Genomic DNA, 23,987 nt, shown 5'->3' with positions numbered 1-23,987 from the left:
GACACAAGCAAACAAAGGACAGCCATGCCCGATCTGCAAGCCATCGCCAGCCGGTCCGCCGCCGCCATTGGCCGAGCTCTTCAGGCCGGCGAAACCACACCGGTGGCGCTTGTCGAACATCTGCTCGAGACGATTTCCGATCAGAGCTCGCCCGTTTTTCTTGCCGTCACCGCCGAGCGCGCCCGGACGGAAGCGCGCGCCGCAGAGCAGCGTCTGGCGGACAATCGCCCCCTGTCCCCGCTCGACGGTGTCCCGGTCGCGTGGAAGGACCTGATTGATGTGGAAGGCGTTCCAACGACCGCCGGTTCGGCCGTCTACCGTGATCAAGCCGCGGCGACCCGTGATGCCCCCGTCGTGACGCATCTCGCTGGCGCCGGCATGGTCACTTTAGGTAAGTTAAATCTTACGGAGTTTGCCTATTCGGGCCTCGGGCTCAATCCGCATTTCGGAACGCCGGTTAATCCGCATGGCAATGGCGCACCGCGCGTACCGGGTGGATCGTCGTCGGGCTGCGGCGTCGCCGTCGCGTCGGGGATGGTGCCGTGCGCCATTGGCACCGACACGGGCGGCTCGATCCGAATACCCGCGGCCTTCAACGGCATCACCGGCTTCAAGCCTTCGGGCGGCCGCATTGATGACACCCGTGTGTTCCCCCTGTCGCGCTCGCTCGATACCATTGGTCCGCTGGCCCGTTCGGTGGAAGACTGCATCCTGCTTGATGCCGCCTTGCGTGGCGCCACCGCACCGGCAATGGTGCGCAGACCACTGCACGAATTGTCGATCTTCGTCGCCGAGACCGTTGTTCTCGACGCGGTCGACCCTGCTGTCATGGCCAATTTCGAGGCGTCTTTGCGGCGCCTCGAGCAACACGGCGCCACGATCCGCTCTGGTCCGCTGCCAATCTTTGCGCGGACCGTGGAACTCGCCGCCCGGTACGGATCGATTGCCGCTGCCGACGCCTACGCCGAACATCGTGAACTGGTCGACGGCCCCGATGTCTCCCGTATCGACAGCCGTGTCGTGGACCGCATTATGGGCGGCAAGAAGATGACGGCCCATGACCTGATCATGCTGCAGCGGGCGCGCCGGGATCTGGTTGCCGAGCTGCGCTCCTGGCTGGATGGTGCCCTCGTGGCCATGCCGACGGTCGCCCATATAGCGCCTCAAATCGCGCCGCTGGAAGCCGATAAGGAGCTGTTTCACCGGGTCAATCTGAAAACCTTGCGCAATACGATGGTGGGCAATTTTCTCGATCTGCCCGGCTTGGCAATGCCGAACGGTGTCGACGAAAATCAGATGCCGACGGGCTTTCTTCTTTCGGCGGCATCGGGACGGGACGAGGATGTGCTCAGCTTTGGACCGGCAGTCGAAGCGGCGCTGGCCGCCGGAACTTCCAACTGAATGCAAAGTCGCATAGCGCGATCCGGCAAATCCGGTTGGCGCTAGCCCGGTAGGAAGCATCGCGTAACCCGCCTGTCAAAAACGATTTGTTGGCGCAAGAAAACGGCTGACGGCTCTGTCAACGATTGCCTGCTGGATTATCAACAGTATATGGCTATTCATATTCGGCTGTTCGCATCCTTTACGAATGCTCGGCAAGCAGAATTCATAGCGCCTTGAACGCGAAGGTGCTGCTGACACAAAGGGGTTGGGCTTGAACATGCGGCCAGGGCAGAGAGGCACCCGTTGACTGTGAACGACGACGATCTCCGACGACAAGCGGCCTTTCTCGCCGGAGGCGGCGCCATGGCGCGGTTGATTCGGGAGCATGATTGGGCATCGACGCCGCTCGGTCCGATCGACAGCTGGCCCCAGAGCTTGAAGACCGCGACGGCCATTCTTTTGCGCTCGCGTCTTCCGATGGCTTTGCTCTGGGGCGAAGCCGGCCTCATGATTTACAATGACGGATATTCGGTAATCGCCGGTAGCCGTCATCCCGCTGTGCTTGGGTGCCCGGTGCGAGAGGCCTGGCCGGAGATCCGCGACTTCAACGACCATGTGATGAAGGTCGTGCTAAGCGGTGAGACCTTGGCCTACAGCGATCAGCAATTGACGCTGCATCGCGGCAAGAACTCTGAAAAAGCCTGGCTTGATCTCAGCTATTCGCCCGTTCTCGATGAAAGCGGCAAGCCCGGTGGCGTGCTGGCCATCGTCAACGAGACTTCAGAGCGCGTTCTCGCCGAGCGCCGTCATGCCGAGGAGCAGCGGCGCCTGGCGCAGATGTTCGAACAGGCGCCGGGATTCATGGCGCTGCTGCGCGGTCCCGACCATGTCTTCGAATTGGCAAATCCAGCTTACCGCAAGCTTGTCGGTCATCGCGACATTCTCGGCAAGGCGGCGCGTGACGCCCTGCCGGAAGTCGTTGACCAGGGCTTTATCGAACTGCTCGATCAAGTCTATCAGTCCGCCACAGCCTTTGTCGGAACGGCGGTGGAAGTCTCGTTGCAGCACAGGCCTGATGCCCCGGTCGAGCGACTATATGTCGATTTCGTTTATCAACCGATGACCGACGCTGACGGCAAGGCCACCGGGATTTTCCTTGAGGGCGTTGATGTCACCGAACGCACGCGTGCCGAGAGGTTGCGTACAGCGCAAAATGCCATCCTTGAATCGGCATTGAGCAATGCGTCGCTGAACGACACGCTCGATATGCTGTTGCGCACCGCGGAAGACCAGTCTTCCGCGGATATGAAGGCCTCGATTCTACTCGCGAACGAGGAAGGCAGCCGCTTGTGTCATGGGGCTGCTCCAAGTCTTCCAACTGCCTATACCGAGGCAGTTGATGGGCTGGAGATCGGGCCCCAGGCGGGGTCCTGCGGCACCGCGGCCTGGCGCGGCGAAGCGGTCTATGTCGCAGACATCGCCAACGATCCGCTGTGGGTCAATTTTGCTGATTTGGCGCTCCCGCATGGTCTGCGATCGTGCTGGTCGGCTCCCATTTTTGGTGCAGACGAGCGGCTGCTCGGCACATTCGCCATGTATTACGCCGCGCAGCGCGCCCCTTCCAGGGAAGATCTCGAACTTGCCGAATACTGTATCCGTCTGGCGTCGCTGGCAATCGAACGCAAGATCGCCGAGGAAAAATTGCGCCAGGGCGAAGAGCGCTATCGCACGCTTTTCGAGAATGTCGAAGCTGGCTTTTGCGTGCTCGAGATGAAGTTTGATGACGAGGACAACGCCATCGACTACCGTATTGTTGAGGGCAACCCTGCCTTCGAGCGCCAGACCGGGCTGGTCGACGCGATTGGAAAGTGGGTGAGCGAAACGGCCCCGGAACTCGAGCGCCATTGGTTTGACATCTATGGCGGCGTTGCGCTGACCGGCAAGGCCGTGCGCTTCGAGAACGAGGCCAAAACCTTTGGCCGCTGGTATGATGTCCACGCTTTCCGAACCGGCGAGCCCGAGGAGCAGCGGGTCGCCGTGTTGTTCACTGATATCTCTCATCGCCGCCGTGTCGAACTGGAACTGCGGGAACTCAACGAGACCCTGGAAACGCGTGTTGCAGAGCGCACCGCCGAACGCGATCGCGCCTGGAAGAATTCGCGCGACCTGCAGGTCGTGATTGGCCCGGATGGTGTTTTCCGTGCCGCCAACGAAGCGTGGGACAGCATCCTCGGTTGGCGAGCCGATACGGTGATCGGGCGGAACTGGACTGAATTTACGCACCCCGATGACATTGCTGCCTGCCGGCAGGTCCTTGAAAGGGCATCCGGCGAGTCGGCGCGGATAGGCGAGACAGAGGAAACAGCGGACACCTCCTCGTCCACGGTTGATATCCGCTTTCGTCATCGTGACGGCGGTTTTCGGTTGATCTCATGGCTCGCTCAGAACGAGGGCGGCCTGACCTACGGTTCCGGCCGTGACGTCACCGCCGAGCGCCAGCGCCAGGCAGAGTTGGCGCGTACCGAAGATGCGCTGCGGCTTTATGAGAACATTGTCCAGTCGGATGAAGCTCCGGTCGTCGCTTTCGACCGCAATCGCCGCGTGATTGCGTTCAACAGCGCGCACGCCAAAGCCTATTCTCAGCTCTTCGGCCGCAAACCGAAAGTCGGCGACCACTTGCCTGATCACATGCCGCAAGGGCAGGCGGCGCTTCTGACAGGCTTGATGGATCGGGCTCTGGCCGGTGAGACCTTTACCGTCATAGAGGAATTCGGCCCTGCAGGCGGAGACAAAACCTGCTTCGAGATCAGCTACACGCCCTTGCGAAACCAGGACGGTGAAATCGTCGGCGCATTTCACCACGCCCGCGATGTCACCGCCCGGCTGCGCGCCGAGACCGAACTGACCCAGGCGCAGGAAGCGCTGCGACAATCGCAGAAAATGGAAGCGGTCGGGCAACTGACCGGCGGTCTGGCCCACGATTTCAACAATCTGCTCGCCGGCATGTCAGGCAGTCTGGAATTGATGCAGACACGGCTTTCACAGGGGCGCGTCGTCGAGATTGATCGCTATTTGACGGCCGCACAGGAATCGGCGCGTCGGGCCGCCGCGCTTACTCATCGTCTACTCGCCTTTTCCCGCCGCCAGACGCTCGACCCGAAACCGACTCGGGTTGACCAGCTCATTGCCGGGATGGAGGAGTTGATCCGCCGCACCATGGGACCGGCCATTGCCGTTGAAACGCAGTCTCAGTCGGATCTATGGGCCACTCTGGTGGATCCCAATCAGCTTGAAAACGCGCTTCTGAATTTGTGTATAAATGCCCGCGACGCCATGCCCGATGGGGGAAAATTGGCTATCCGCACGAGCAATGAAGTCCTTGACGAACGAGCGGCCCGCGAGATCGATCTCGCCGCCGGATCCTACATCGCCATGACCGTCGCCGACACCGGCTCTGGCATGCCTCTCGATGTCATCGAACGGGCCTTCGATCCGTTCTTCACCACCAAGCCGATCGGACTGGGCACCGGCCTCGGCCTGTCGATGACCTATGGCTTCGCCCGTCAGTCCGGCGGTCAGGTCCGTATCGTCTCAGAGGTCGGGCACGGCACGACGATTTCCCTCTATTTGCCGCGCCATGAAGGCATCGAACCCGTCGAGGAACCCGATCGCTCAGAAACCGAGCGCACGGCCGCGAATGTCGGTCGCACGGTTCTGGTTGTCGATGACGAGCCCTTGGTCCGAATGCTGGTGGTCGATGTCCTCGAAGAGCTCGATTGTCAGGTGCTCGAGGCCGGCGATGGTCCGGAAGCCATGGCGATCCTTCGCTCGGGCAAGCAGATTGACCTGCTGATCACCGATGTCGGGCTGCCGAATGGCATGAACGGCCGCCAGATCGCCGAAGCGGCGCGGCAAATGCAGCCGGAGGTGAAGGTCTTGTTCATCACCGGCTATGCCGAGAACGCGGTGCTCAGTCACGGTCATCTCGAACTCGGGATGCATGTCATGACGAAACCATTTCAGATGGATGCGCTGGCTGAGAAGATCCGCAGCATATCAGAGGATATGGCGAAGTAGCTTTAACGGCAGATGACGGCCCTGATCTTCTCGTGGCGGCAAGCACGGGGTGCTCGGCGTCGCGCCATTTCTCTCGTTTAGCGTCCAGGTCGTGGTAACCGCGCCCGTCCGGGGTCCGCTCAGTCGAACAGTGACCCCTGTCCCTTGCCCGCTGCGGACTTGCGGCTTGACGCCGCCTTCGGTGACTTGGTTCCAGGCCTCGGCGCTTCAGGGGTATCGGCGGCTGCAACGGCTGCATCTGGTCCGGGTGGGCCAACGCTTGCTGCGGTGCGGCCGTCGACAAATTGCAACGCGATCTTCTCGCCAGCCGTCAAATGCTCGACGCGCGTGACCAAATCATCGGCCTCGTTCCAAACCAGGGCAAAACCGCGATTGAGAATGCTCTTGTGCGACAGCGATCCAAGCATCCGCTCCTGTGCCGCAAGATTGCGGCGGTACTGCGCCACCAGCCGCGATGTCGCCCTATCGCTGCGCAAAGCTGTTTCTCGCAGCCGGTCCTTCTGCCGCCCGACGCTGCTCAAAAGATGCCGCGGCATTGCTGCCAGCATAGCTCTTCGCCGGTCCAGCACCCCGTGACACCGTTCCAGACTCCGCCGCACCGCCAGCCGATTACGGTTGGCCCGCTCACCGACCGTCTGGCGCTTTTCCCGCAGCGCCGCTTGCAGCGCAGAGGGGACCACCCGCGCCGCTTGCCGTTCAAAATGACGACGATGGTTGGCCGTATTGAAAATCAGAGCCTTGCCAAGCAGGTCACTGCTCCGGTCCAAACGTTGGCGGGGCAGGGCCAACAGGCTGTCAAGCGTTGGCAGACCGCGTGTCAGCCCTCGCAAGGTTTCAAGCCGCCGCTGGATCGAGCGGCGTTTTGCGCCTTGCAGCCGGGCGCCGAGCGTCGCCAGATGGGCTATCAGATCGGCCTTTACCGGCACGGCCATTTCGGCAGCCCCGGTCGGGGTCGGCGCGCGCCGGTCGGCCGCATGGTCGATCAGCGTCCAGTCGGTTTCATGTCCGACGGCCGCAATGACCGGAATCTCCGAGGCCGCCACCGCGCGCACCGCCGTCTCATCATTGAAACCCCACAGATCTTCGAGGCTGCCGCCGCCGCGCGCCACGATGATCACATCCGGCCGCGCCACCGGCCCGCCCGGTTCCAGGGCGTTGAAGCCGGCAACGGCTCTGCTCACCTCGGCTCCGCACGTCTCCCCCTGCACCCGCACCGGCCACACGACCACATGCAGAGGAAAACGATCGGCCAGGCGGTGCAGGATATCGCGGATCACAGCACCGGTCGGCGAGGTGACGACCCCGATGACGCGCGGCATGAAAGGGAGCAATTGCTTGCGAGCGTCGGCGAACAGTCCTTCCGCCGCCAGTCGCTTGCGCCGATCCTCCAGGAGCGCCATCAGGGCTCCGGCACCGGCCGGCTCGACCTTCTCGACAATGATCTGGTAGCGCGACTGCCCCGGGAAGGTGCTCAGCCGTCCGGTAGCCACCACTTCAAGGCCCTGTTCGGGAAAGAATGTCCAGCGCCCCACGACGCCTTTCCAGGCCACCGCCGAGAGCACGGCGTTTTCATCCTTCAGATCGAAATAGACGTGGCCGGATCCCGGACGGCTCAAACGCCCGACCTCGCCGCGCACCCGGACATGGCCATAGGCATCTTCGACCGTCCGGCGCAGCGCGCCCGAGAGTTCGCTGACGGTGAATTCCGCGGCGTTGCTGGGAGTTTCGTCGAAAATCGTCATCTCCAACCACAAACCTCCATGGCTACCGAGCTCATCACGGCGTTTCCTTTCGCAATCGGTAAGCGATGACTGACATTAAGCCGTCACCAGTGCGGCGGTTTCTGTGTCGGCTGAGCGGCGCGCGTCTGGTCCTCGATGTCCTCGAACCGGTCGGCCATGTCGCCGAAACGTTGTTGCAGCCGTTCGATCAGCCTCCACTGCTGTGCCAGTTGTGCGGACAGGTCTTCAATGGTCTCGGCCTGATGTGCGGCCAGTTCCTCAAGCGCCAGAAGGCGCGCTTCGACCGTATCGCTCATGATATCAGCTTTCCCAGTTCCTGCCGCCAGCGCTCGGAAAGCGGCATCGGCCGACGCGCGAGCCGGTCAACATAGACGTGGACGAACCGGCCATCGGCGAAAGATGTCTCTTCGCTGTTGCGAAACAGCCCGACGCGATAGCTGACCGATGAACGGCCAATGCGCTCTACGCCAATTCCGGCTGTGATCTGGTCGGGAAATGCCGCCGGCCCGTGAAAGTGGCAGCCCGTTTCAACCACCAGTCCGATCGGATCGCCGTCGTCAAGATCGAGAAGGCCCGCTTCGATCAGCCAGCCGTTTATCGCCGTATCGAACAGCATGTAATGCGTCACATTGTTCATGTGGCCGTAGATGTCATTGTCGGACCAACGGGTCGGCACGTGGCGATGCAGGCCGTAATCGGACAGGGATGTGGGTGTCGGGCGAGTCATGTCCGTCCTTATGCCAGCCGCGCGGATCCAAGGGCCAGGGTGTTCATCGCCGCGATCCCGTCAACCACAATTGATTCTGGACTTTGTATCGAGAAGTGTCGAGACTGCAAGGCGAACGGCAGGCAGGGCAGGGTCAGGATGCGCAGCGGGCGCGGACGGAGCTATATGAGTGATATCGCCATCGAGTTGAAGGGGATCGACAAGAGTTTCGGTCTCGTCCAGGCCAATCGCGACATCAATCTCGTCGTCCGCAAGGGGACTATCCACGGCATTATCGGCGAGAACGGCGCCGGCAAATCCACCTTGATGTCGATTCTCTACGGTTTTTACCAGGCCGACAACGGTGCCATTTTCGTTGACAACAATGAGGTCGAAATCTCCGGTCCGAGCGTCGCCATTGCCAAGGGGATCGGCATGGTCCATCAGCATTTCATGCTGGTCGAGAACTTCAGCGTTCTGGAAAACATCATGCTTGGCGCCGAGGAGGGCCAGATCCTCAATGCCGGCATTGCCAAGGTGCGCGCCGAGTTGTTGCGCCTTGAAGCGGAATACGGTCTGGAAGTCGATGCCGACGCCATCATCGAAGATTTGCCGGTCGGCATTCAGCAACGCGTCGAGATCCTCAAGGCGCTCTATCGCGGTGCCGAAATCCTGATACTCGACGAGCCGACCGGGGTGCTGACCCCGGCCGAAGCCGATCATCTGTTCCGCATTCTCGATCAGCTCAAGTCGCAGGGCAAGACGATCATCCTGATCACGCACAAGCTGCGCGAGATCATGGCGATTACCGACGAGGTGTCGGTGATGCGGCGCGGCGAAATGGTTGCCACCCGCAAGACCGCCGAAACCTCCGTCGAGGAACTGGCCGAATTGATGGTCGGCCGCCGCGTTCTCCTCCAGGTCGACAAGGGGGTGGCCAATCCCGGCAAGGTGCGCCTTGAGGTGGAGAACCTGACGGTGCGCGACTCGCGCGGCGTCGCCATGGTCAAGAACGTCTCGCTGAAAGTACGTGAGGGCGAGATCCTCGGTATCGCCGGGGTCGCCGGCAACGGTCAGTCGGAATTGCTGCAGGCCATCGCCGGCATTCGCAAGGCGGAGAAGGGCCGCGTTCTGTTGAACGGAGAGCCGATCGGCGTCGCCGGTGAGGCCGACCCCGCCGCGCTGCGGCGTCGCGGTCTGGCGCATGTGCCCGAGGACCGGCATCACATGGGTCTGGTGCTCAAATTCGAGGAGAACGAGAACGCGATCCTCGGCTATCACGACGATCCGAAATATCTCAAGGGGATGTTCCTCGATATCGATGCAATCCGGGCTGATGCGGCCGAGAAATGCCGGCAATACGATATCCGGCCACCGGATGTGCGCCTGAAGACGGCCAATTTTTCCGGCGGCAACCAGCAAAAGATCGTTCTTGCCCGCGAGATGGAGCGCGATCCGGACGTCATTCTGGTCGGGCAGCCGACCCGCGGCGTCGATGTCGGAGCCATTGAATTCATCCATAAGCGCATCATCGAAATGCGCGATGCCGGCAAGGCCGTGCTGCTCGTGTCAGTCGAACTCGACGAGATCCGCGCCCTCTCCGATCGGGTTCTCGTCATGTTTGATGGCCGCATTGTCGGCGAGCGCTCACCGGAAACCGACGAGGGCGCGCTGGGCCTTCTGATGGCCGGCGTCAGCGAGACGGAGGAGGCTGTGCAATGAGCGCGCCTTACGCCAAGCTGCCGGCATGGGTCGATTTCGGACTGATCCCGCTGATCAATCTCATCGTCGCATTTCTGGTTGCCGGCCTTGTGGTCCTCCTTGTCGGCGAGAATCCGATCCGTGCCGCCGGGCTGCTGGTCGAAGGCGCCTTCGGGTATGGCGAGGGCATCGGCTTCACCCTGTATTACGCCACGAATTTCATCTTCACCGGCTTGGCGGTGGCCATTGCCTTTCACTGCGGACTTTTCAACATCGGCGGCGAGGGCCAGGCCTATGTCGGCGGGCTCGGCGTGGCGCTGCCGTGTCTGTGGTTCGACACGATCCTGCCCTGGTACCTGACCTTTCCGCTGGTGATCCTCGGCTCGATGTTTTTCGGGGCGCTCTGGGCGCTCATTCCCGGCTATCTGCAGGCCAAACGCGGCAGCCATGTCGTCATCACCACCATCATGTTCAACTTTATCGCCTCCAGCCTGATGGTCTACCTGCTCGTCGACGTTCTCAAGCCGCGCGGCTCGATGTCGCCGGAGACCCGCACCTTCGAGGAGGGCGGGCAATTGCCGCGTCTCGACTGGCTGCTGGAGATTTTTGGTCTCAATATCGGCGGAGCCCCCTTCAACCTTTCCTTTCTGCTCGCCCTTGTCGCCAGCTTTGTGGTCTGGCTGATCGTCTGGCGCACCCGCCTCGGTTACGAAATTCGCACGCGCGGTTTTTCGCCCTCCGCGGCGCGCTATGCCGGCATGAAGGAAGCGCGCATCATCATCGTCACCATGATGTTGTCCGGCGCCCTCGCCGGCATGATGGCCATCAACCCGATCATGGGCGAACAATACCGCATGCAACTGGATTTCGTCGGCGGCGCGGGGTTCGTCGGCATTGCCGTGGCGCTGATGGGCCGCTCGCACCCCGCCGGCATCATTCCCGCCGCGATCCTGTTCGGCATGCTCTACCAGGGCGGCGCCGAGATCTCGTTCGAGATGCCGCAGATCTCGCGCGACATGATCGTCATCATTCAGGGTCTCGTCATTCTGTTCGCCGGTGCCATGGAGCACATGTTCCGCCCGGCCATCGCCAGTTTCTTCATCGCCTTCGGCGGACGCTCCGGCGTCCCTGCGGCGCCAGCGTCGGAGTAGAGCCATGCAGTATTTCGACACGCTGATCGTGCTGCTGCAATCAACGGTCCGCGTTTCGGTGCCGCTGATCCTCGCCGCATTGGCGGGATTGTATTCCGAACGCTCTGGTATTTTTGACATCGGCCTGGAAGGGAAGATGCTGGGTGCCGCATTTGGCGGTGGCGCCATCGCGGCGCTGACCGGTTCGGCCTGGCTGGGGATGGGCGCCGCAGTTCTCGTCGCGGTCGCGCTGGCATTGGTCCACGCCTTTGCGTCGATCACCCAGCGCGGCAACCAGATCGTGTCCGGCGTGGCCATCAATTTCATCGCCGCCGGCGCCACGGTGATTCTCGGTCAGGCCTGGTTCCGGCAGGGCGGTCGAACCCCGCCTTTGGGCGGTGAAGCGCGGTTTCGCACCATCGAGTTGCCATTCGCGGACGCGTTACGCGACATTCCGATCCTCGGACCGATCTACGCCAATCTTCTGTCGGGTCACTATGTTCTGACCTACTTCGCCTTCGCCCTGGTGCCGTTCACCTGGTGGGTGCTGTTTCGCACGCGCTTCGGTCTCCGCCTGCGTGCGGTCGGCGAGAATCCCGGCGCCGTTGACACGGCCGGAATCTCGGTGGCCTGGTTGCGCTATCGCGCCGTCATCTGCTGCGGAATTCTGACAGGTGTTGCCGGCGCTTATCTGTCGCTTGCCATGACGGCCGGTTTCGTCAAGGGAATGACAGCAGGCAAGGGCTTTATCGCATTGGCAGCCTTGATTTTTGCCAAGTGGAAGCCCGTCAATGTGATGTTCGCCTGCCTGCTTTTCGGTTTTCTTGATGCCGCGGCCATCCGCATGCAGGGCAATCCCCTGCCGATCATCGGGCAAGTGCCGAGCCAGTTCATGCAGGCACTGCCCTATGTGCTGACCGTGGTCCTCCTGGCCGGCTTCATCGGCAAGGCCATACCGCCCAAGGCCGGCGGCGTGCCCTACACCAAGGAGCGTTGAGATGGGCGGCGCGACCGCAGACACATCATCCGCATCGGCGCCCGCCGACGCGCCGGACGATCTGTTCCGCGCTGCTCGTGCGGCGATGCACAAGTGCCACGCGCCCTACTCGAAATTCCCGGTGGGCGCCGCCATCCGCGATGATGAAGGCAATATCCATTGCGGCGCCAATATCGAGGTGATTTCGTTTCCCGAAGGGTGGTGCGCCGAGACCACAGCGATCGCTCACATGATCATGGCCGGTGGCCGGCACATTGCCGAGGTCGCCGTCATCGCCGAGAAGCTGCCGCTGTGTTCGCCCTGCGGCGGCTGCCGCCAGCGCCTGGCCGAATTCGCTGCCGCCGAGACGCTGGTACACCTGTGTGATCATGAGGGTGTGAAAAAGACGCTGACCATGGCGGATCTGTTGCCGCTGGCCTTTGCCACGGAGGCCATCGGATGAACGCCGCCCGCCAGAGACTCGAACATTGTCTCGATGGCTTGAAACCCGAAGCCGCGATGATCCTCGGCTCGGGCCTCGGGTCACTTGTCGAAACGCTGCAAGATGCGCGCCGCATCTCCTACGACGAATTGCCCGGCTTCCCGGCAAGCGGGGTCAGCGGACATGCGGGCGAGGTGGTTGCAGGACATTTGGGTTCGACACCGGTTCTGATGCTGTCGGGCCGGGTCCATTACTATGAACATGGCAAGGCCGATGCCATGCGTGCGCCGCTCGAGATCCTGCATGCTCTTGGCATACGGCAATTGTTTCTGACCAACTCCGCCGGCTCGCTGCGCCAGGACATGCCGCCCGGTTCCGTGATGCGCATCACCGACCACATCAATTTTTCAGGCGCCAATCCGTTGATCGGTGAACCGAGCGATGACCGCTTCGTTGGCATGACCTCCGCCTATGACGCGCAGCTCGGTGCGTCGTTCGACGCCGCCGCCGAGCGCAGCGGTACCGATCTGCATCACGGCATTTATATGTGGTTTTCCGGCCCCAGTTTCGAAACACCGGCAGAAATCCGCATGGCCCGCGGCTTCGGCGCCGATGCGGTCGGAATGTCGACTGTCCCGGAAGTCATATTGGCCCGTTTCCTCGGCTTTTCCGTTGTCGCAGCGTCAGTGATCACCAATTACGGAGCCGGCATGACGGGCTCGGAACTGAGCCATCACGAGACCAAGGACATGGCGCCCCGGGGCGGAGTGCGCCTGGCCGCCATCCTGTCGGAGATGTTCACCTCTCGAGAGGCAGGCGGCATACGGGGCACAGGAGAGAGCGGATGAAACGCGAGGCGCACGAATACGACCAACAAGCGGTAGCGCGCATGGCGCTCGCCTGCCTGGATCTGACCGATCTGAACGATGACAGCACCGAGGATGCCGTGCGCGCCCTGTGCGATCGTGCCATGACCGCCTTCGGGCCCACCGCCGCGATCTGCATCTGGCCACGTTTTGTCGCTGCTGCACGCCGGCATCTCGGGCCGCTCGCTCCGGTGCGCATCGCAACAGTGGTCAATTTTCCGTCCGGCGATTTGCCGGTCGATACGGTGGTCGGCGAAACGGTCGGCGCCATTGCCGACGGCGCCGACGAGATCGACATGGTCATCCCCTGGCGCGCGGTAAAAGCGGGAGACATGGCGAAACTGGCCGATCTCGTTTCCGTCGTCCGCGCTGCCACGCCGCGTCCGGCTTTGCTCAAGACGATTCTCGAAACCGGGGAACTGGATGATCCCGAACTTGTCGAGAAGGCCGCCCATATCGCGCTCGCCAGCGGCGCCGATTTCATCAAGTCCTCGACCGGCAAGGTGAAGGTCAATGCAACGCTCGAAACCGCCGAGATCATGCTCGAAGTCCTGCGTCAGCACAGCGCGTCGTCTGGCGGGCATGCCGGCCTGAAACCAGCCGGTGGTATCCGCACGGTCGCCGATGCAGCGGCCTATTTTGCGCTTTGTGAGCGGATCATGGGCCGCGGCTGGGTGGCGCCGGCCCGCTTCCGCATCGGTGCTTCTGGATTGCTGACCGATATCCTCGCTACTCTTGAAGGCAACACCGCTGCACGGGCGGAAGGTGACTATTGAGCGTGCTGCCGCAAGAGATCATACGGCACAAGAGGGACGGCAAGACGCTCGACGCCGACGCCATCGCCGCCTTCATCGCTGGCCTGACCGATGGAAATGTCAGCGAGGGCCAGGCAGCAGCTTTCGCCATGGCGGTCTTCCTCAATGGTATGAACCGTGACGAAGCCGTCGCCCTGACGCTGGCCATGCGCGATTCCGGAGATGTGCTCGCATGGCCGGAAATTGACCGTCCGGTCATCGACAAGCATTCCACCGGTGGCGTGGGCGACAATGTTTCCCTGATGCTGGCCCCGATTGCTGCCGCTTGCGGCCTGGCCGTGCCGATGATCTCTGGCCGCGGGCTTGCCCATACGGGCGGTACACTCGACAAGCTCGAATCCATACCGGGCTACACCGTCACGCCTTCGAACGCCAAATTTCGCCAGATCGTCAAGGAGGTGGGCTGCGCCATTATCGGCCAGACGGGGGATCTCGCCCCGGCCGACAAGCGGCTCTATGCGATCCGCGATGTCACCGCCACCGTTGAATCGATCCCGCTGATCACAGCCTCCATTTTATCCAAAAAGCTCGCAGCGGGTCTGTCGGGCCTGGTTCTTGACGTCAAATGCGGCAGTGGCGCATTCATGGGCACCACCAGCGCCGCGCGGGATCTCGCGCGCGCCCTGGTCGATGTCGCCAATGGCGCCGGCATGCCGACGTCCGCCTTGCTCACCGATATGTCCGCCCCCCTGGCCTCGGCCGCTGGCAATGCCGTGGAAGTGGCCAATGCGGTCGAGTTCCTGACCGGCACCAAACAGGATGCGAGGCTGCGCGACGTGACCCTGGCGCTCGCCGCGGAAATGCTGTTGGCCGGCGGTGTCGTTGAGTCGGTGTCGGCGGGCGCAGAAAAGGCGCGTCAAGCGCTGGATGACGGCAGCGCCGCTGAACATTTCCAACGCATGGTCGCCGCCCTTGGCGGGCCGGCCGATTTCCTGTCAGATTATCGCCGGCACCTTCCCCAAGCGCCGATTATCGACATCGTCGCTGCCCCGGAAGATGGCTATATTACTGGGTATCAGACACGCGAAATCGGCATGGCGGTGGTGTCGCTCGGCGGCGGTCGGCACCAGCCGCAGGACAGTGTCGATCCTGCCGTTGGCCTGACCGGCCTGTTGCCGGTCGGAAGCAGAGTCGAGAGGGGCGAGCCCCTGTGTTCCATTCTGGCGCGCAACCCCGCAGACCTGGACGCCGCCCGCCAGCGTGTAAGGAAAGCCATCACGCTGCAGGATACCCCTTGCGAAGCGCACCCTGTCATCCTCGAAAGGCTGGAGTGACGGACAGCTCGCGCGCCGAACGCCTCAGTTCTGCATGTACAGTGTGGCGTTTTCGACCTTGTAGGATGCGAGGCGGTTCATGAAGCTCATGCCGATCAGGGTCGCCGAGAGGGCGGCGTCCGGCAGGACGAATGCATTGACATCGCGGACAAGAATGCCGCCGATTTCGATGCTGTCGAGCGCGATGCGCGCAGCCCGAATCGTGCCGTTGGCGGTGCGCACCTCGTGGCGGAAATCTGCCGCGCTCGGAACCGCGCCGATGCGCTTGGCCGTCGAGACATTGACTGCCACGAAGGTGGCGCCCGTATCGACGACGGCAGGGATCGGCCGGCCGTTCAGGTAGAATGTGGTGGCGAAATGCCCGCTGCCATCAACGCTGATCTGTGCATTCTTGCGGCCGGTGACATAGGAGGATGGAGCCTGGTTGCCAGTCGCTGCCAGCATGTTTGCAGCTGGCGTGTCTTCGGACGAACTGGCGCTCTGCCGGCTGCCACCCGTGGACAGGGGCGATTGCCGATCTGTGTCCGGTGCCGCTTCCCTTGCTGTTTCGATATAGTTGGGCACACCGGCGATCGCCAGAGCGGCGCAGCCGATGATGAAGATCTTTCTGTACACTGGCATGGCTCCGTTTGCCCGCCAGTCTAGCGCTCTCCAGTGCCGATGAGGTTAATGCAATGGCGTCGTGCGCTCTTTTGTGCGACGCGGTTTCCGGAAAGTAAAACCCCGCTGCAGCGGCTCATTTCGTGCCGTACATCCGATCGCCGGCATCGCCCAGACCCGGAACGATGTAGCCTTTCTCATTCAGATGGCTGTCGATCGATGCCGTGAAGATCGGCACATCCGGATGCGCGGCCTGAAAATTCTTGATCCCCTCGGGTGCGGCCAGAAGGCAGAGAAAGCGCATGTTGCGCGCGCCGCGTTCCTTCAGTTTTTCCACCGAGGCGATCGACGAATTGCCCGTGGCCAGCATCGGATCCACGACCACGACCAGCCGGTTGCCGATGTCCTCGGGTGCCTTGAAGTAATATTCGATCGCCTCGAGCGTCTCATGGTCACGATAGACGCCGATATGCGCGACACGCGCCGAGGGAACCAGATCGAGCATGCCTTCCAGCAGGCCATTGCCAGCGCGCAGAATGGAGGCAAAGACCAGTTTCTTACCTTCCAGCACCGGCGCCTCGATGCGGGCCAGTGGCGTCTCGATGGTCTCCATCGTCATGTCGAGATCGCGGGTGATCTCGTAGCACAACAAGGTTGAGATTTCGCGCAGCAGCCGCCGAAACCCGGCGGTCGAAGTGTCTTTCTTGCGCATGATCGTCAGCTTGTGCTGCACCAGCGGATGCTTGATGACGGTAACCGTATCCATGAATGCTGTCCTTGCGAGGTTCGATGCGATGAAACACCGAACCGGTGTCGCGGGCAACCCGCTAACTCTAGCGTCAGCCGAGCTGTCCCAATAGTTTTTGCCGCGTCGGTTCATCGACGAACGCCGTTTCGAGCGCGGTCTGCGTGAATTGTGTCAGCGTGGATGCATCATAACCCCATGTCTGCGCTGCCATCGCATATTCATGACCGATCGATGAGTCGAAGTGCGGCGGGTCGTCGGAACTCAGTGTCACCCGTACGCCGGCCTGGCGCAGCCTCTCGAAGGGGTGCGACGGCCAGTCGGCATAGACCCCGAGCTTAACGTTGGAACCGGGACAAACCTCGAGAATGATGCCCTCGGACGCAAGCCGTGCCACAAGTCCGCTGTCGTCAATTGCCCGTACACCATGCCCGATGCGGGATGGCCGGAGCGCATCAAGCGCATCGCGCACGCTCTCCGGGCCGGCCAGTTCACCGGCGTGAACGGTCAGACCGAGGTCGGCGTCGCGGGCGATGTCGAAGGCGCGTGCATAGTCCCGCGCGCGGCCGCAGCGCTCTTCGCCGGCCATGCCGAACCCGGTGATCAGCGGATGCGGTCGCCGGGCGGTCAGCAGCGCCGCTGCTTCCACGGCCTCGGCGCCAAAATGGCGAATACCCGTGACGATCATCCGGCATTCGATGCCGCAGCGCTGGCGTGCCTGCATGATGCCCTCCCCCAATCCCTCGAAATAGGCCTCGGGCGACAGACCCGCCTGCCGCGCATGATCGGGCGAGATGAAGATTTCCGCGTAGATGGCCCCTTCGGCGGCGATTCCGGTCAGGTAGCCCGCGGCCAGGGCCGCGTAGTCCTCCGGCGTCCTGAAGAGCTGCGCGGTCTGATCATAGGCGCTGAGAAAGGAAGTGAAGTCCGACCAGACATACGACCCCTCCGCAAGGAAGGGCGTCGTGTCGACGCCGTATTTCGCAGCTTGGCGCAGCACCAGATCAGCCGGCACCGCGCCCTCGATATGACAATGGATCTCTGCCTTCTTCACATCTGCGATAAGCGTATCCATCACAGAAAACTCCGCCCATGCGCCAGTGCAGGCAAGCTCAGATGCCGCGCAAGCGAAGCGCCGATATCGGCGAAACTGTCGCGCACGCCGACCGAGTGGCCCTTGATGCCTGGGCCGAAACCGAGGATCGGCACCCGCTCGCGGGTATGGTCGGTCCCCCGCCAGGTCGGATCGCAGCCATGATCGGCTGTGATCAGTGCCAGATCGCCGGGCTTCATTTTCTTGGCAATCTGCGGCAGGCCGCGATCAAACGCCTCGAGCGCAGCCGCGTAGCCCGGCACATCGCGCCGATGCCCGTAGAGCATGTCGAAATCGACGAAATTGGTGAACACCAGATCACCGTCCTCCGCATCGTCCATGGCGGTGAGGGTCTCATTGAACAGGGCTTCGTTGCCGTTCGCCTTGCGCATGTCCGTCACGCCGTGATGGGCATAGATATCGCTGATCTTGCCAATCGCGATGACTTCTCGCTCGTGCGCGCTGGCGACATCGAGAAGCGTGGGCCCGGGCGGCGGCACGGAAAAATCGCGGCGGTTTCCGGTGCGCTTGAAACCATTCTCCACCGAACCCAAGAAGGGCCGGGCAATCACCCGTCCGATGTTGAGCGGATCGACGATCTTGCGGACGGTCCAGCACAGCTCATACAATTGCTCAAGTCCGAAACTCTCTTCGTGCGCCGCGATCTGCACCACCGAGTCACTGGAGGTGTAGAAGATCGGCTTCCCGGACTTCATATGCGCCGCACCGAACTCCTTGATGATCACCGTTCCCGAAGCATGGCAGTTTCCGAGAATTCCCGGGATTCCGCCCTGTTCTATAAAGGATGCGACCAACTCCTCGTCGAAGGCATCGCCTTCGTCAGGGAAATATCCCCACTCGAACTGCACCGGCTGCCCGGCGATCTCCCAGTGACCGGACGGTGTATCCTTGCCGCGCGAAATCTCGGTGGCGGCGCCGAACAATCCGCGTTGGCGTGCCGGCTCTTCGATCCCCGCCGGTCGGCTGCCGCTGGCCATGCGTGCCGACTCGACAAGGCCGAGCGAGACCATGTGCGGCACCGACAACGGACCCTTGCGCAATCCGGTACGATCTCCCAGTCCGGCTGCGCAATATTCCGCAATGTGCCCCAGCGTATCGGAGCCGAGATCACCGTAATCGGCGGCGTCTGGCGCACCGCCGATGCCGAAGGAATCGAGAAGAAGCAGAAACGCCCGTGCCATACGCCCTCTCCGGAAACTGACGGAAATGGCGTCGCCCTTATTGCCGCAATTGTCAACCGCACCGGCCGCTCGCGCAATGGGCGATTCCGGCTGTCACCCCCTTGTGCTAAAAGGGTACAGAACCCTTTTGCGAAGGCCAATTCATGATCCGTTTCCTGGTTCTGTTCGTCCTGCTGGCAGTGCCCTGCCGGGCCGAACCCACCTCCACCGAACCAGTGCCAGCAGGGGATGCAGCGCGTGCCGGCCTGCGCATCGGACTGCTGCACAGCCATCCGGCGATGGCCGAGCCGATGCAGCTCGCCGCGATCGAACGCGGGTTTTCGACCGCGCTCGATCTGCCCGTGACCGTCATCGCATTTGCAACCCTTGGAGCACTGGTCGATGCGCACGCCAGCGGACGCATCGACTACGCCCCGCATACGGCGCTGTCCTTCGCCGCCACACGGGCCGTCTGCGCATGTGTCGAGGCGCTGCGCCGCCCGGTCGGTGCCGAAGGAATTGTGGGGTTCAGGTCAGTCCTGGTTCGGGCCAGCCCCCCGGCTCAGACCACCGAGATACTGCGCGTCGCTTATTCAACCCGCCGTTCGCTGTCCGGCTGGTTGCTGCCGGCCGCAGCCGACAGGGCAGGGGCACTGCCGGAACTCATGACATTTGAAGTCGGATCGGTCCGGGCCGTCGCCGAGCGCTTCGCCGATGGCACCGTGAACGGATTCTTCGCCTGGGTGCCCGTCGGCGCGAATGAGGAAAACGTGCCGTTGCCCGAGCGGCTGTTTGCCGGTCGTTACGCCGGATTGCTGTACCAACGCGGCGACATGGAAATTGTCTGGCAATCAGCCCCGGTTTATCACGGCCCGCATGCCCTGCACCGCGACATCCCTACGGATCTGGCCCAGCGTCTCGGTGCCTTCCTCGACGCCATGCCGCAAAATGCCCCTGGCCTTCTTGATATCATCGAACCCATCGTCGCGGGGGGCTACGCTCCGGCGACCACTGAAGATTATCGGTCCGTGATGGCCCTGGTCGATCCCGCGGGAAGCGAAGCCGCCGGGCTGGCAGAGAGCGACACCGGAGAGGTTACATACCCCGCCGGACAAGAGGCATCGAATGGCAATCCGGACCGTTGAACCTAGCCGCAATCGGTGCAGTCGATCGAATCGCCGATGCGTTGGCGCATATAGTGTGTATTGCCGAGATTGATCGTCCGCGTGCCCGAATCCGATCCCGGCAGCAGCAGGAAAAGATTGTGCGACAGGGTCAGTTCGCTGCGCACCAAGAATGTGTCGGGCTTGTCGAGATTTGTTGGCAAGGTCACGGCGCTGTCGACGCTGTAGGGTTCACCGTTGCTCTCGTCCCAAGACCAGGCGACCGTCGCGTCGCCGGAGGAATCAACGGCAATGCCGGTCACTTTGATCGTCAGGCCGGAGCTGATGTAGGGCGAGATAATGCTTTCCGCGACCGACGTCATCGTGCCGAGGAAGGTTTCGTTGACTTCGGCCTGCTGGGTAACGATGTCGGCAATGCTGGCGGTCGCGCGAGACACCTTCTTGTCGATCGACATGGCGACCGAGACCTCAAGCGCGCCAACGTACAGGATCAGCAGCAGCGGTGCGATCAGCGCAAATTCGACAGCTCCAACGCCAGCTCGATCATTGATCAGCCGTCTCAGCGTCTTTGCAGAACCGTGCACTTTCGCACCCATGGTCGTCGATCCTAAATTCAAACCTCGCAAGTGCTCCCTCAAACCCGGGCACTCCTCAGGGGTAATCCTCGTTCTGGAAGGCCGCTGTCGCGACCATCAAAAAGTAGTCCGGTGTGGACGTCGAACCGGTGGCGACATTGGTGATGTAGGGACGCACAAGGTCCGTCATGACCTCCCACCGATAGTAGGCCCGCACCACATTGATCGAGCCGGCGCCTCCGGGTGAATAGCCGAAGGAGGAGGTGTCGAGCTCGCTGGTCTCGTCACCGCTGCGTGGCACGCCGGTGGGGATGCTGGCAAAGTCCGAAAATTCACGTACATCCAGGACCAGATTGGCCAGCGCCGCGTCGGTCTCGTCGTCGCAGGTCATCATCAGCTTGATTTCATCGCAGAACGCAGCTTTGAACTCGGTTTCCGACATGTCTGTCGATGTGCCGGTCCCGGTGGTAATCCGTCCGGTCCTCAATTCGCGCGCCATTGTTGCAACGGCATTGTCGAGCAATTGTTCGCCGGCGAAGGCGATGAAGGATTCGATCGTCGCGAAGATCAGCAAAAAGAACGGTATGGCCAGAATACCGAATTCGATGACTGCAGTACCATCCTGATCGCGCCGGAAACGCCGCCAAAGAGGACGCTTCACTGTGTCGGCAAAAGCCGTTGCGCCGTCCCTGCTGGACGTCATGAGAATGCTCCTAAGCCACACAAATTGTCGCATCACATTAACTCGGCAGCGCTGAACAAATCGTAACGAACCTGGCACGAAATTGAACGATGCCATTGCCGAGACGCCGCTGCGAACGGCCCGGCCAGCTACAATCTGGTCAGAGATCTATAAAGCGGCATCGTGCGCCTTACCGATCGCACCCGCTCAAACTTAGGGAGTGCCCGTCGTTGTGCCGGCGCCACCTGCATGTTCTTCACAATAGGGCGTGCACGAGTAGATCGCCCGACCGGTCTGTTTGTACACGCGCAGCGTATTGGCTTCATCAACCGAGACGAGGATTCGCTCATCGACAATTGCCTCGCCCTGCTCGTCGAGGATGACCAGATTGGTTGTGCCGTAGGACTTTCCGGTCAGAACAATCGTATTGGAATCAGCGACAGCGACGTCAGCCACGTCCGAACTGCCGATGATAACCTTGCTGATATTGCGGTCGATCTTGATGATGCGGGCGTGATTCATGAAGACGCGGATGACGTCTTCCGCTCCTTGGGCGAAGGCCGGGGAGCTGAAGGAAGCAAACAGCAGGCCGCTGGCGGAAAGGATCGGCAAGATGCGTTTCGCCGCTTCACTGAGTATGGCCATGATGCTGTTTTCCCTCGCACGGTTCCCCCTTAAAATCACGCGCAATGGTGAATTATTGGTAAAGGTTCAGCCGGGCGGTTCCTGCAGGCCGATAAGGCCCGCGGCCTCGCCATTCGTCCCGACCTGGTCGGTCCCGATGGCCGGCATGCGCGCCAGAATAAAGACAGATGCTGCCGTCAGAACGCTTCGGCGACTCCCTTGTATGGAGCTGCGAAAATTAGCGGGTCATTCACCATAGATGGGCGGAAAGAACCGCAAGATTTCGCTAACCTTGTTTCTTAAGCCGATCGCAAAGGCGCGCCGGTAGTGTGACGCCATCCGACCAGGGAAACACCTGGAGGACGTGCTGAAACCACCATGCGGAACAAGGAGTAACCCCATGAGCAAGCTGATCGTACGCTTCGCAAAAGACGAATCCGGCGCAACTGCCATCGAGTATGGCCTGATCGCCGCCCTGATCTCCGTCGCGCTGATCACCGGCGCCACCACACTTGGCAACACGCTGGGCAACATCTTCACCGGTATTTCGACCAAGATGTCTACGGCCAACACCAATATGTAATTAAGCCGTTCATTTCGAACGCGCGTGAAGGCCGCCTTTCGGCGGCCTTTTTGCTGTTGCAATTTTTGAGGCGCCAGCTGCAAAGGCGATGGTCCCTTGCCGTGTTCGCCGATTGTTAAGCGCTTGCGCTTAGACTGGGCTTCACTTCGGGAGGATCCCATGACCGACGCCGCAATTTTCGTCATTTTCCCGCTTTTGATGGCCGTGGCTGCCTTCTCCGACATGTTTTCGATGACGATACCGAATCGCGTCTCGATCATTCTCGCGCTTGCCTTCGTGCTGATTGCGCCCTTCAGCGGCCTGACCCTTGCAGCAATAGGATGGCATCTGGCCGCCGGATTGCTGGTTTTCGTCGTCTGCTTTGCGCTGTTTGCCCTGAACGCAATGGGCGGAGGCGATGCAAAGATCCTGGCGGCCAGTTCCATCTGGTTCGGGTTCGGCACCGATTTGCTGGCCTACATGACGCTGATCGGCATCTTCGGGGGCGCCCTGACGGCGTTGGTTCTGCTGTTGCGCAGCAAGGACCATGTTCTCGTTGCACTGCCGGTGCAACTGCCCATGTCCCTGCTCAATCCGCAAAAGGGCGTTCCCTACGGCATTGCAATCGGCCTGGCCGGACTGGTCAGCTATCCCGATTCGCCGTTGATGCGTCTTGCCATTCAGCGGTTGCTTTGAGCTGAGCCTTCCTTCTCCAACCCTTTCTGCGGCAGTGCCGTCATCGCGGCAACGCGCTCGGCGCCCCTTGCCCGAAACTTTTCGTTTACCAGTCCTGGAAACGCTGCATTAACCATAATTTGACGATTGCCGGCGCATTCTCTCCGCAACGAAGCGAATTCCGTTTGGGGTAGAAGCATGAAACCTGCACGCGTCATCGTCATGGCTGTTGCTGTCCTGGCAGCTGGAGGAGCCGGCTATCTGGCCCTCAAGCTGACCAGCCAGCCCGCCCCGCAGGCGGCGGCCCCCAATGTGGTCGTCGAAAAGGCGCCTACCGTCCAGGTGCTTGCATCGAAAGCCTCGCTTCCGGTCGGCGCACGCCTCAATCCGGAAACGCTGATCTGGGCCGACTGGCCGGAAAATGGAATTGTCGACGGTCTGATCCGCCAGGATCAGCGTCCCGAGGCCATCGCCGAGCTGACCGGCGCGATCGTACGCCTGCCGCTGTTCGAAGGCGAACCGGTGCGCAGCGAGAAGATTGTCGATTCCTCGTCGCGTGTCATGTCCGCGCTTCTTCCGGCCGGCAAGCGCGCTGTCGCCACTGAAATCTCCGTCGCTACCAGCGCCGGCGGCTTCATTCTTCCCAATGATCGTGTCGATGTCATCATGGTGCGTCGCCAGATAGAGGGCGAGGGCTACACCACCGAGGTGATCCTGTCGAATGTGCGCGTTCTTGCCATCGATCAGCGCGTCGAGGAAAGCGCCAATGGCGAGCGGACAGCCGTCGGAACGACAGCGACACTCGAGCTTGATCCCGAGCAGGCAAAGATCATTACCGTCGCCCAGCAGATGGCCAACCGCCTGACGCTGGCCCTGCGCAGCGTCGCCGATGTTCAGGAAGCCGATACCGGCGGCGCCGACTATCTTCTCAGCGGCGACAAGGGTTCGCCCGCCATCCAGGTGATCCGCTCCGGCGCGGTGTCCAACATTTCCGCCGCGAATTAAGTCGGGAGA

General features: G+C 61.8%; 23 protein-coding genes. 13 read left to right on the top strand and 10 right to left on the bottom strand.

Features of this window, described 5'->3' with window-relative positions:
- The first annotated feature begins 24 nt into the window (after window positions 1-24).
- Both KY465_RS11010 and KY465_RS18670 read left to right on the top strand, forming a co-directional pair.
- Window positions 25-1,401, top strand: coding sequence for an amidase (locus KY465_RS11010; protein ID WP_219201679.1), 1,377 nt, complete (start codon window positions 25-27; stop codon window positions 1,399-1,401).
- A 345-nt stretch (window positions 1,402-1,746) separates the two neighbouring features.
- On the top strand, window positions 1,747-5,460 hold the full coding sequence (locus KY465_RS18670) for a PAS domain-containing protein (RefSeq protein WP_255561563.1): 3,714 nt from the start codon (window positions 1,747-1,749) through the stop codon (window positions 5,458-5,460).
- A gap of 119 nt (window positions 5,461-5,579) precedes the next feature.
- Here the strand turns inward: KY465_RS18670 and xseA are convergent, their stop codons facing one another.
- The 3 genes from xseA to KY465_RS10980 form a co-directional block, all read right to left on the bottom strand.
- Window positions 5,580-7,202: an exodeoxyribonuclease VII large subunit gene (gene xseA / locus KY465_RS10990; protein WP_219201678.1), complete on the bottom strand. Its 1,623-nt coding sequence runs from the start codon at window positions 7,200-7,202 to the stop codon at window positions 5,580-5,582.
- Between the two features lie 83 nt (window positions 7,203-7,285).
- The gene (locus KY465_RS10985; protein WP_219201677.1) at window positions 7,286-7,498 is read right to left on the bottom strand and encodes a SlyX family protein; all 213 of its coding nucleotides are present in this window, start codon (window positions 7,496-7,498) and stop codon (window positions 7,286-7,288) included.
- On the bottom strand, window positions 7,495-7,929 hold the full coding sequence (locus KY465_RS10980) for an acyl-CoA thioesterase (RefSeq protein WP_219201676.1): 435 nt from the start codon (window positions 7,927-7,929) through the stop codon (window positions 7,495-7,497). The genes KY465_RS10985 and KY465_RS10980 overlap by 4 nt, the downstream gene beginning before the upstream one ends.
- Window positions 7,930-8,094: 165 nt before the next feature.
- Here KY465_RS10980 and KY465_RS10975 point away from each other — a divergent pair, with 165 nt between their 5' ends.
- The 7 genes from KY465_RS10975 to deoA are packed head-to-tail and all read left to right on the top strand — an operon-like array spanning window position 8,095 to window position 15,112.
- Window positions 8,095-9,630 carry an ABC transporter ATP-binding protein gene (locus KY465_RS10975; RefSeq protein ID WP_219201675.1) on the top strand — a complete coding sequence of 512 codons (1,536 nt, stop codon included), beginning with the start codon at window positions 8,095-8,097 and terminating at the stop codon, window positions 9,628-9,630.
- Window positions 9,627-10,760, top strand: a complete 1,134-nt coding sequence (locus KY465_RS10970; RefSeq protein WP_219201674.1) for an ABC transporter permease — start codon at window positions 9,627-9,629, stop codon at window positions 10,758-10,760. The genes KY465_RS10975 and KY465_RS10970 overlap by 4 nt, the downstream gene beginning before the upstream one ends.
- A gap of 4 nt (window positions 10,761-10,764) precedes the next feature.
- On the top strand, window positions 10,765-11,736 hold the full coding sequence (locus KY465_RS10965; RefSeq protein WP_219201673.1) for an ABC transporter permease: 972 nt from the start codon (window positions 10,765-10,767) through the stop codon (window positions 11,734-11,736).
- Between the two features lies 1 nt (window position 11,737).
- Entirely contained in the window at window positions 11,738-12,178 is a 441-nt protein-coding gene (locus KY465_RS10960) for a cytidine deaminase (RefSeq protein ID WP_219201672.1), read from the top strand.
- Window positions 12,175-13,005 (top strand): purine-nucleoside phosphorylase, encoded by an 831-nt coding sequence (locus KY465_RS10955; RefSeq protein WP_219201671.1) that lies wholly within the window; start codon window positions 12,175-12,177, stop codon window positions 13,003-13,005. Before KY465_RS10960 ends, KY465_RS10955 begins: the two co-directional genes overlap by 4 nt.
- Window positions 13,002-13,799 carry a deoxyribose-phosphate aldolase gene (deoC, locus tag KY465_RS10950; protein ID WP_219201670.1) on the top strand — a complete coding sequence of 266 codons (798 nt, stop codon included), beginning with the start codon at window positions 13,002-13,004 and terminating at the stop codon, window positions 13,797-13,799. Before KY465_RS10955 ends, deoC begins: the two co-directional genes overlap by 4 nt.
- A gap of 2 nt (window positions 13,800-13,801) precedes the next feature.
- Window positions 13,802-15,112, top strand: a complete 1,311-nt coding sequence (deoA, locus tag KY465_RS10945; protein ID WP_219201783.1) for a thymidine phosphorylase — start codon at window positions 13,802-13,804, stop codon at window positions 15,110-15,112.
- A 24-nt stretch (window positions 15,113-15,136) separates the two neighbouring features.
- Here the strand turns inward: deoA and KY465_RS10940 are convergent, their stop codons facing one another.
- The 4 genes from KY465_RS10940 to KY465_RS10925 all read right to left on the bottom strand — a co-directional run bounded on the left by KY465_RS10940 (window position 15,137) and on the right by KY465_RS10925 (window position 18,752).
- Window positions 15,137-15,733 carry a retropepsin-like aspartic protease family protein gene (locus tag KY465_RS10940; RefSeq protein ID WP_219201669.1) on the bottom strand — a complete coding sequence of 199 codons (597 nt, stop codon included), beginning with the start codon at window positions 15,731-15,733 and terminating at the stop codon, window positions 15,137-15,139.
- 115 nt (window positions 15,734-15,848) lie between these two features.
- Window positions 15,849-16,478: a uracil phosphoribosyltransferase gene (gene upp, locus KY465_RS10935; RefSeq protein ID WP_219201668.1), complete on the bottom strand. Its 630-nt coding sequence runs from the start codon at window positions 16,476-16,478 to the stop codon at window positions 15,849-15,851.
- Window positions 16,479-16,551: 73 nt separating this feature from the next.
- A complete protein-coding gene (locus tag KY465_RS10930) occupies window positions 16,552-17,532 on the bottom strand; it encodes an adenosine deaminase (protein ID WP_219201667.1) in 981 nt (326 codons plus the stop codon).
- On the bottom strand, window positions 17,532-18,752 hold the full coding sequence (locus KY465_RS10925) for a phosphopentomutase (protein WP_219201666.1): 1,221 nt from the start codon (window positions 18,750-18,752) through the stop codon (window positions 17,532-17,534). Before KY465_RS10925 ends, KY465_RS10930 begins: the two co-directional genes overlap by 1 nt.
- Window positions 18,753-18,895: 143 nt before the next feature.
- Between KY465_RS10925 and KY465_RS10920 the strand changes: the two genes are divergently transcribed.
- Window positions 18,896-19,876, top strand: a complete 981-nt coding sequence (locus KY465_RS10920) for a phosphate/phosphite/phosphonate ABC transporter substrate-binding protein (protein WP_219201665.1) — start codon at window positions 18,896-18,898, stop codon at window positions 19,874-19,876.
- Window positions 19,877-19,878: 2 nt separating this feature from the next.
- On the opposite strand, the gene KY465_RS10915 is transcribed toward KY465_RS10920, so the two are convergent.
- The 3 genes from KY465_RS10915 to KY465_RS10905 all read right to left on the bottom strand — a co-directional run bounded on the left by KY465_RS10915 (window position 19,879) and on the right by KY465_RS10905 (window position 21,757).
- Window positions 19,879-20,451: a TadE/TadG family type IV pilus assembly protein gene (locus KY465_RS10915; protein WP_219201664.1), complete on the bottom strand. Its 573-nt coding sequence runs from the start codon at window positions 20,449-20,451 to the stop codon at window positions 19,879-19,881.
- 55 nt (window positions 20,452-20,506) lie between these two features.
- Entirely contained in the window at window positions 20,507-21,133 is a 627-nt protein-coding gene (locus KY465_RS10910; RefSeq protein WP_219201663.1) for a TadE/TadG family type IV pilus assembly protein, read from the bottom strand.
- Window positions 21,134-21,325: 192 nt separating this feature from the next.
- Window positions 21,326-21,757, bottom strand: coding sequence for a pilus assembly protein N-terminal domain-containing protein (locus KY465_RS10905; RefSeq protein ID WP_219201662.1), 432 nt, complete (start codon window positions 21,755-21,757; stop codon window positions 21,326-21,328).
- Window positions 21,758-22,136: 379 nt separating this feature from the next.
- On the opposite strand from KY465_RS10905, the gene KY465_RS10900 reads away from it, so the two are divergent.
- The 3 genes from KY465_RS10900 to cpaB all read left to right on the top strand — a co-directional run bounded on the left by KY465_RS10900 (window position 22,137) and on the right by cpaB (window position 23,978).
- Window positions 22,137-22,319, top strand: a complete 183-nt coding sequence (locus KY465_RS10900) for a Flp family type IVb pilin (protein WP_219201661.1) — start codon at window positions 22,137-22,139, stop codon at window positions 22,317-22,319.
- A 159-nt stretch (window positions 22,320-22,478) separates the two neighbouring features.
- Window positions 22,479-22,994, top strand: a complete 516-nt coding sequence (locus KY465_RS10895) for an A24 family peptidase (RefSeq protein WP_219201660.1) — start codon at window positions 22,479-22,481, stop codon at window positions 22,992-22,994.
- Between the two features lie 177 nt (window positions 22,995-23,171).
- A complete protein-coding gene (gene cpaB / locus KY465_RS10890; RefSeq protein WP_219201659.1) occupies window positions 23,172-23,978 on the top strand; it encodes a Flp pilus assembly protein CpaB in 807 nt (268 codons plus the stop codon).
- Window positions 23,979-23,987 lie beyond the last annotated feature (9 nt).

The sequence above is a fragment of the Neohoeflea coraliihabitans genome, from assembly GCF_019334345.1.
Taxonomy (GTDB): domain Bacteria; phylum Pseudomonadota; class Alphaproteobacteria; order Rhizobiales; family Rhizobiaceae; genus Pseudohoeflea; species Pseudohoeflea coraliihabitans.
Note: the sequence above shows the minus strand (reverse complement) of the source record. Positions and strands in the feature narration are given on the sequence as shown.

Excerpts from the sequence above, each read along its gene's own strand:
- KY465_RS11010 (WP_219201679.1), top strand. The coding sequence starts at position 25 with ATGCCCGATCTGCAAGCCATCGCCAGCCGGTCCGCCGCCGCCATTGGC.
- KY465_RS18670 (WP_255561563.1), top strand. The coding sequence starts at position 1,747 with ATGGCGCGGTTGATTCGGGAGCATGATTGGGCATCGACGCCGCTCGGT.
- xseA (WP_219201678.1), bottom strand. The coding sequence starts at position 7,202 with ATGACGATTTTCGACGAAACTCCCAGCAACGCCGCGGAATTCACCGTC.
- KY465_RS10985 (WP_219201677.1), bottom strand. The coding sequence starts at position 7,498 with ATGAGCGATACGGTCGAAGCGCGCCTTCTGGCGCTTGAGGAACTGGCC.
- KY465_RS10980 (WP_219201676.1), bottom strand. The coding sequence starts at position 7,929 with ATGACTCGCCCGACACCCACATCCCTGTCCGATTACGGCCTGCATCGC.
- KY465_RS10975 (WP_219201675.1), top strand. The coding sequence starts at position 8,095 with ATGAGTGATATCGCCATCGAGTTGAAGGGGATCGACAAGAGTTTCGGT.
- KY465_RS10970 (WP_219201674.1), top strand. The coding sequence starts at position 9,627 with ATGAGCGCGCCTTACGCCAAGCTGCCGGCATGGGTCGATTTCGGACTG.
- KY465_RS10965 (WP_219201673.1), top strand. The coding sequence starts at position 10,765 with ATGCAGTATTTCGACACGCTGATCGTGCTGCTGCAATCAACGGTCCGC.
- KY465_RS10960 (WP_219201672.1), top strand. The coding sequence starts at position 11,738 with ATGGGCGGCGCGACCGCAGACACATCATCCGCATCGGCGCCCGCCGAC.
- KY465_RS10955 (WP_219201671.1), top strand. The coding sequence starts at position 12,175 with ATGAACGCCGCCCGCCAGAGACTCGAACATTGTCTCGATGGCTTGAAA.
- deoC (WP_219201670.1), top strand. The coding sequence starts at position 13,002 with ATGAAACGCGAGGCGCACGAATACGACCAACAAGCGGTAGCGCGCATG.
- KY465_RS10940 (WP_219201669.1), bottom strand. The coding sequence starts at position 15,733 with ATGCCAGTGTACAGAAAGATCTTCATCATCGGCTGCGCCGCTCTGGCG.
- upp (WP_219201668.1), bottom strand. The coding sequence starts at position 16,478 with ATGGATACGGTTACCGTCATCAAGCATCCGCTGGTGCAGCACAAGCTG.
- KY465_RS10930 (WP_219201667.1), bottom strand. The coding sequence starts at position 17,532 with ATGGATACGCTTATCGCAGATGTGAAGAAGGCAGAGATCCATTGTCAT.
- KY465_RS10925 (WP_219201666.1), bottom strand. The coding sequence starts at position 18,752 with ATGGCACGGGCGTTTCTGCTTCTTCTCGATTCCTTCGGCATCGGCGGT.
- KY465_RS10920 (WP_219201665.1), top strand. The coding sequence starts at position 18,896 with ATGATCCGTTTCCTGGTTCTGTTCGTCCTGCTGGCAGTGCCCTGCCGG.
- KY465_RS10915 (WP_219201664.1), bottom strand. The coding sequence starts at position 20,451 with ATGGGTGCGAAAGTGCACGGTTCTGCAAAGACGCTGAGACGGCTGATC.
- KY465_RS10910 (WP_219201663.1), bottom strand. The coding sequence starts at position 21,133 with ATGACGTCCAGCAGGGACGGCGCAACGGCTTTTGCCGACACAGTGAAG.
- KY465_RS10905 (WP_219201662.1), bottom strand. The coding sequence starts at position 21,757 with ATGGCCATACTCAGTGAAGCGGCGAAACGCATCTTGCCGATCCTTTCC.
- KY465_RS10900 (WP_219201661.1), top strand. The coding sequence starts at position 22,137 with ATGAGCAAGCTGATCGTACGCTTCGCAAAAGACGAATCCGGCGCAACT.
- KY465_RS10895 (WP_219201660.1), top strand. The coding sequence starts at position 22,479 with ATGACCGACGCCGCAATTTTCGTCATTTTCCCGCTTTTGATGGCCGTG.
- cpaB (WP_219201659.1), top strand. The coding sequence starts at position 23,172 with ATGAAACCTGCACGCGTCATCGTCATGGCTGTTGCTGTCCTGGCAGCT.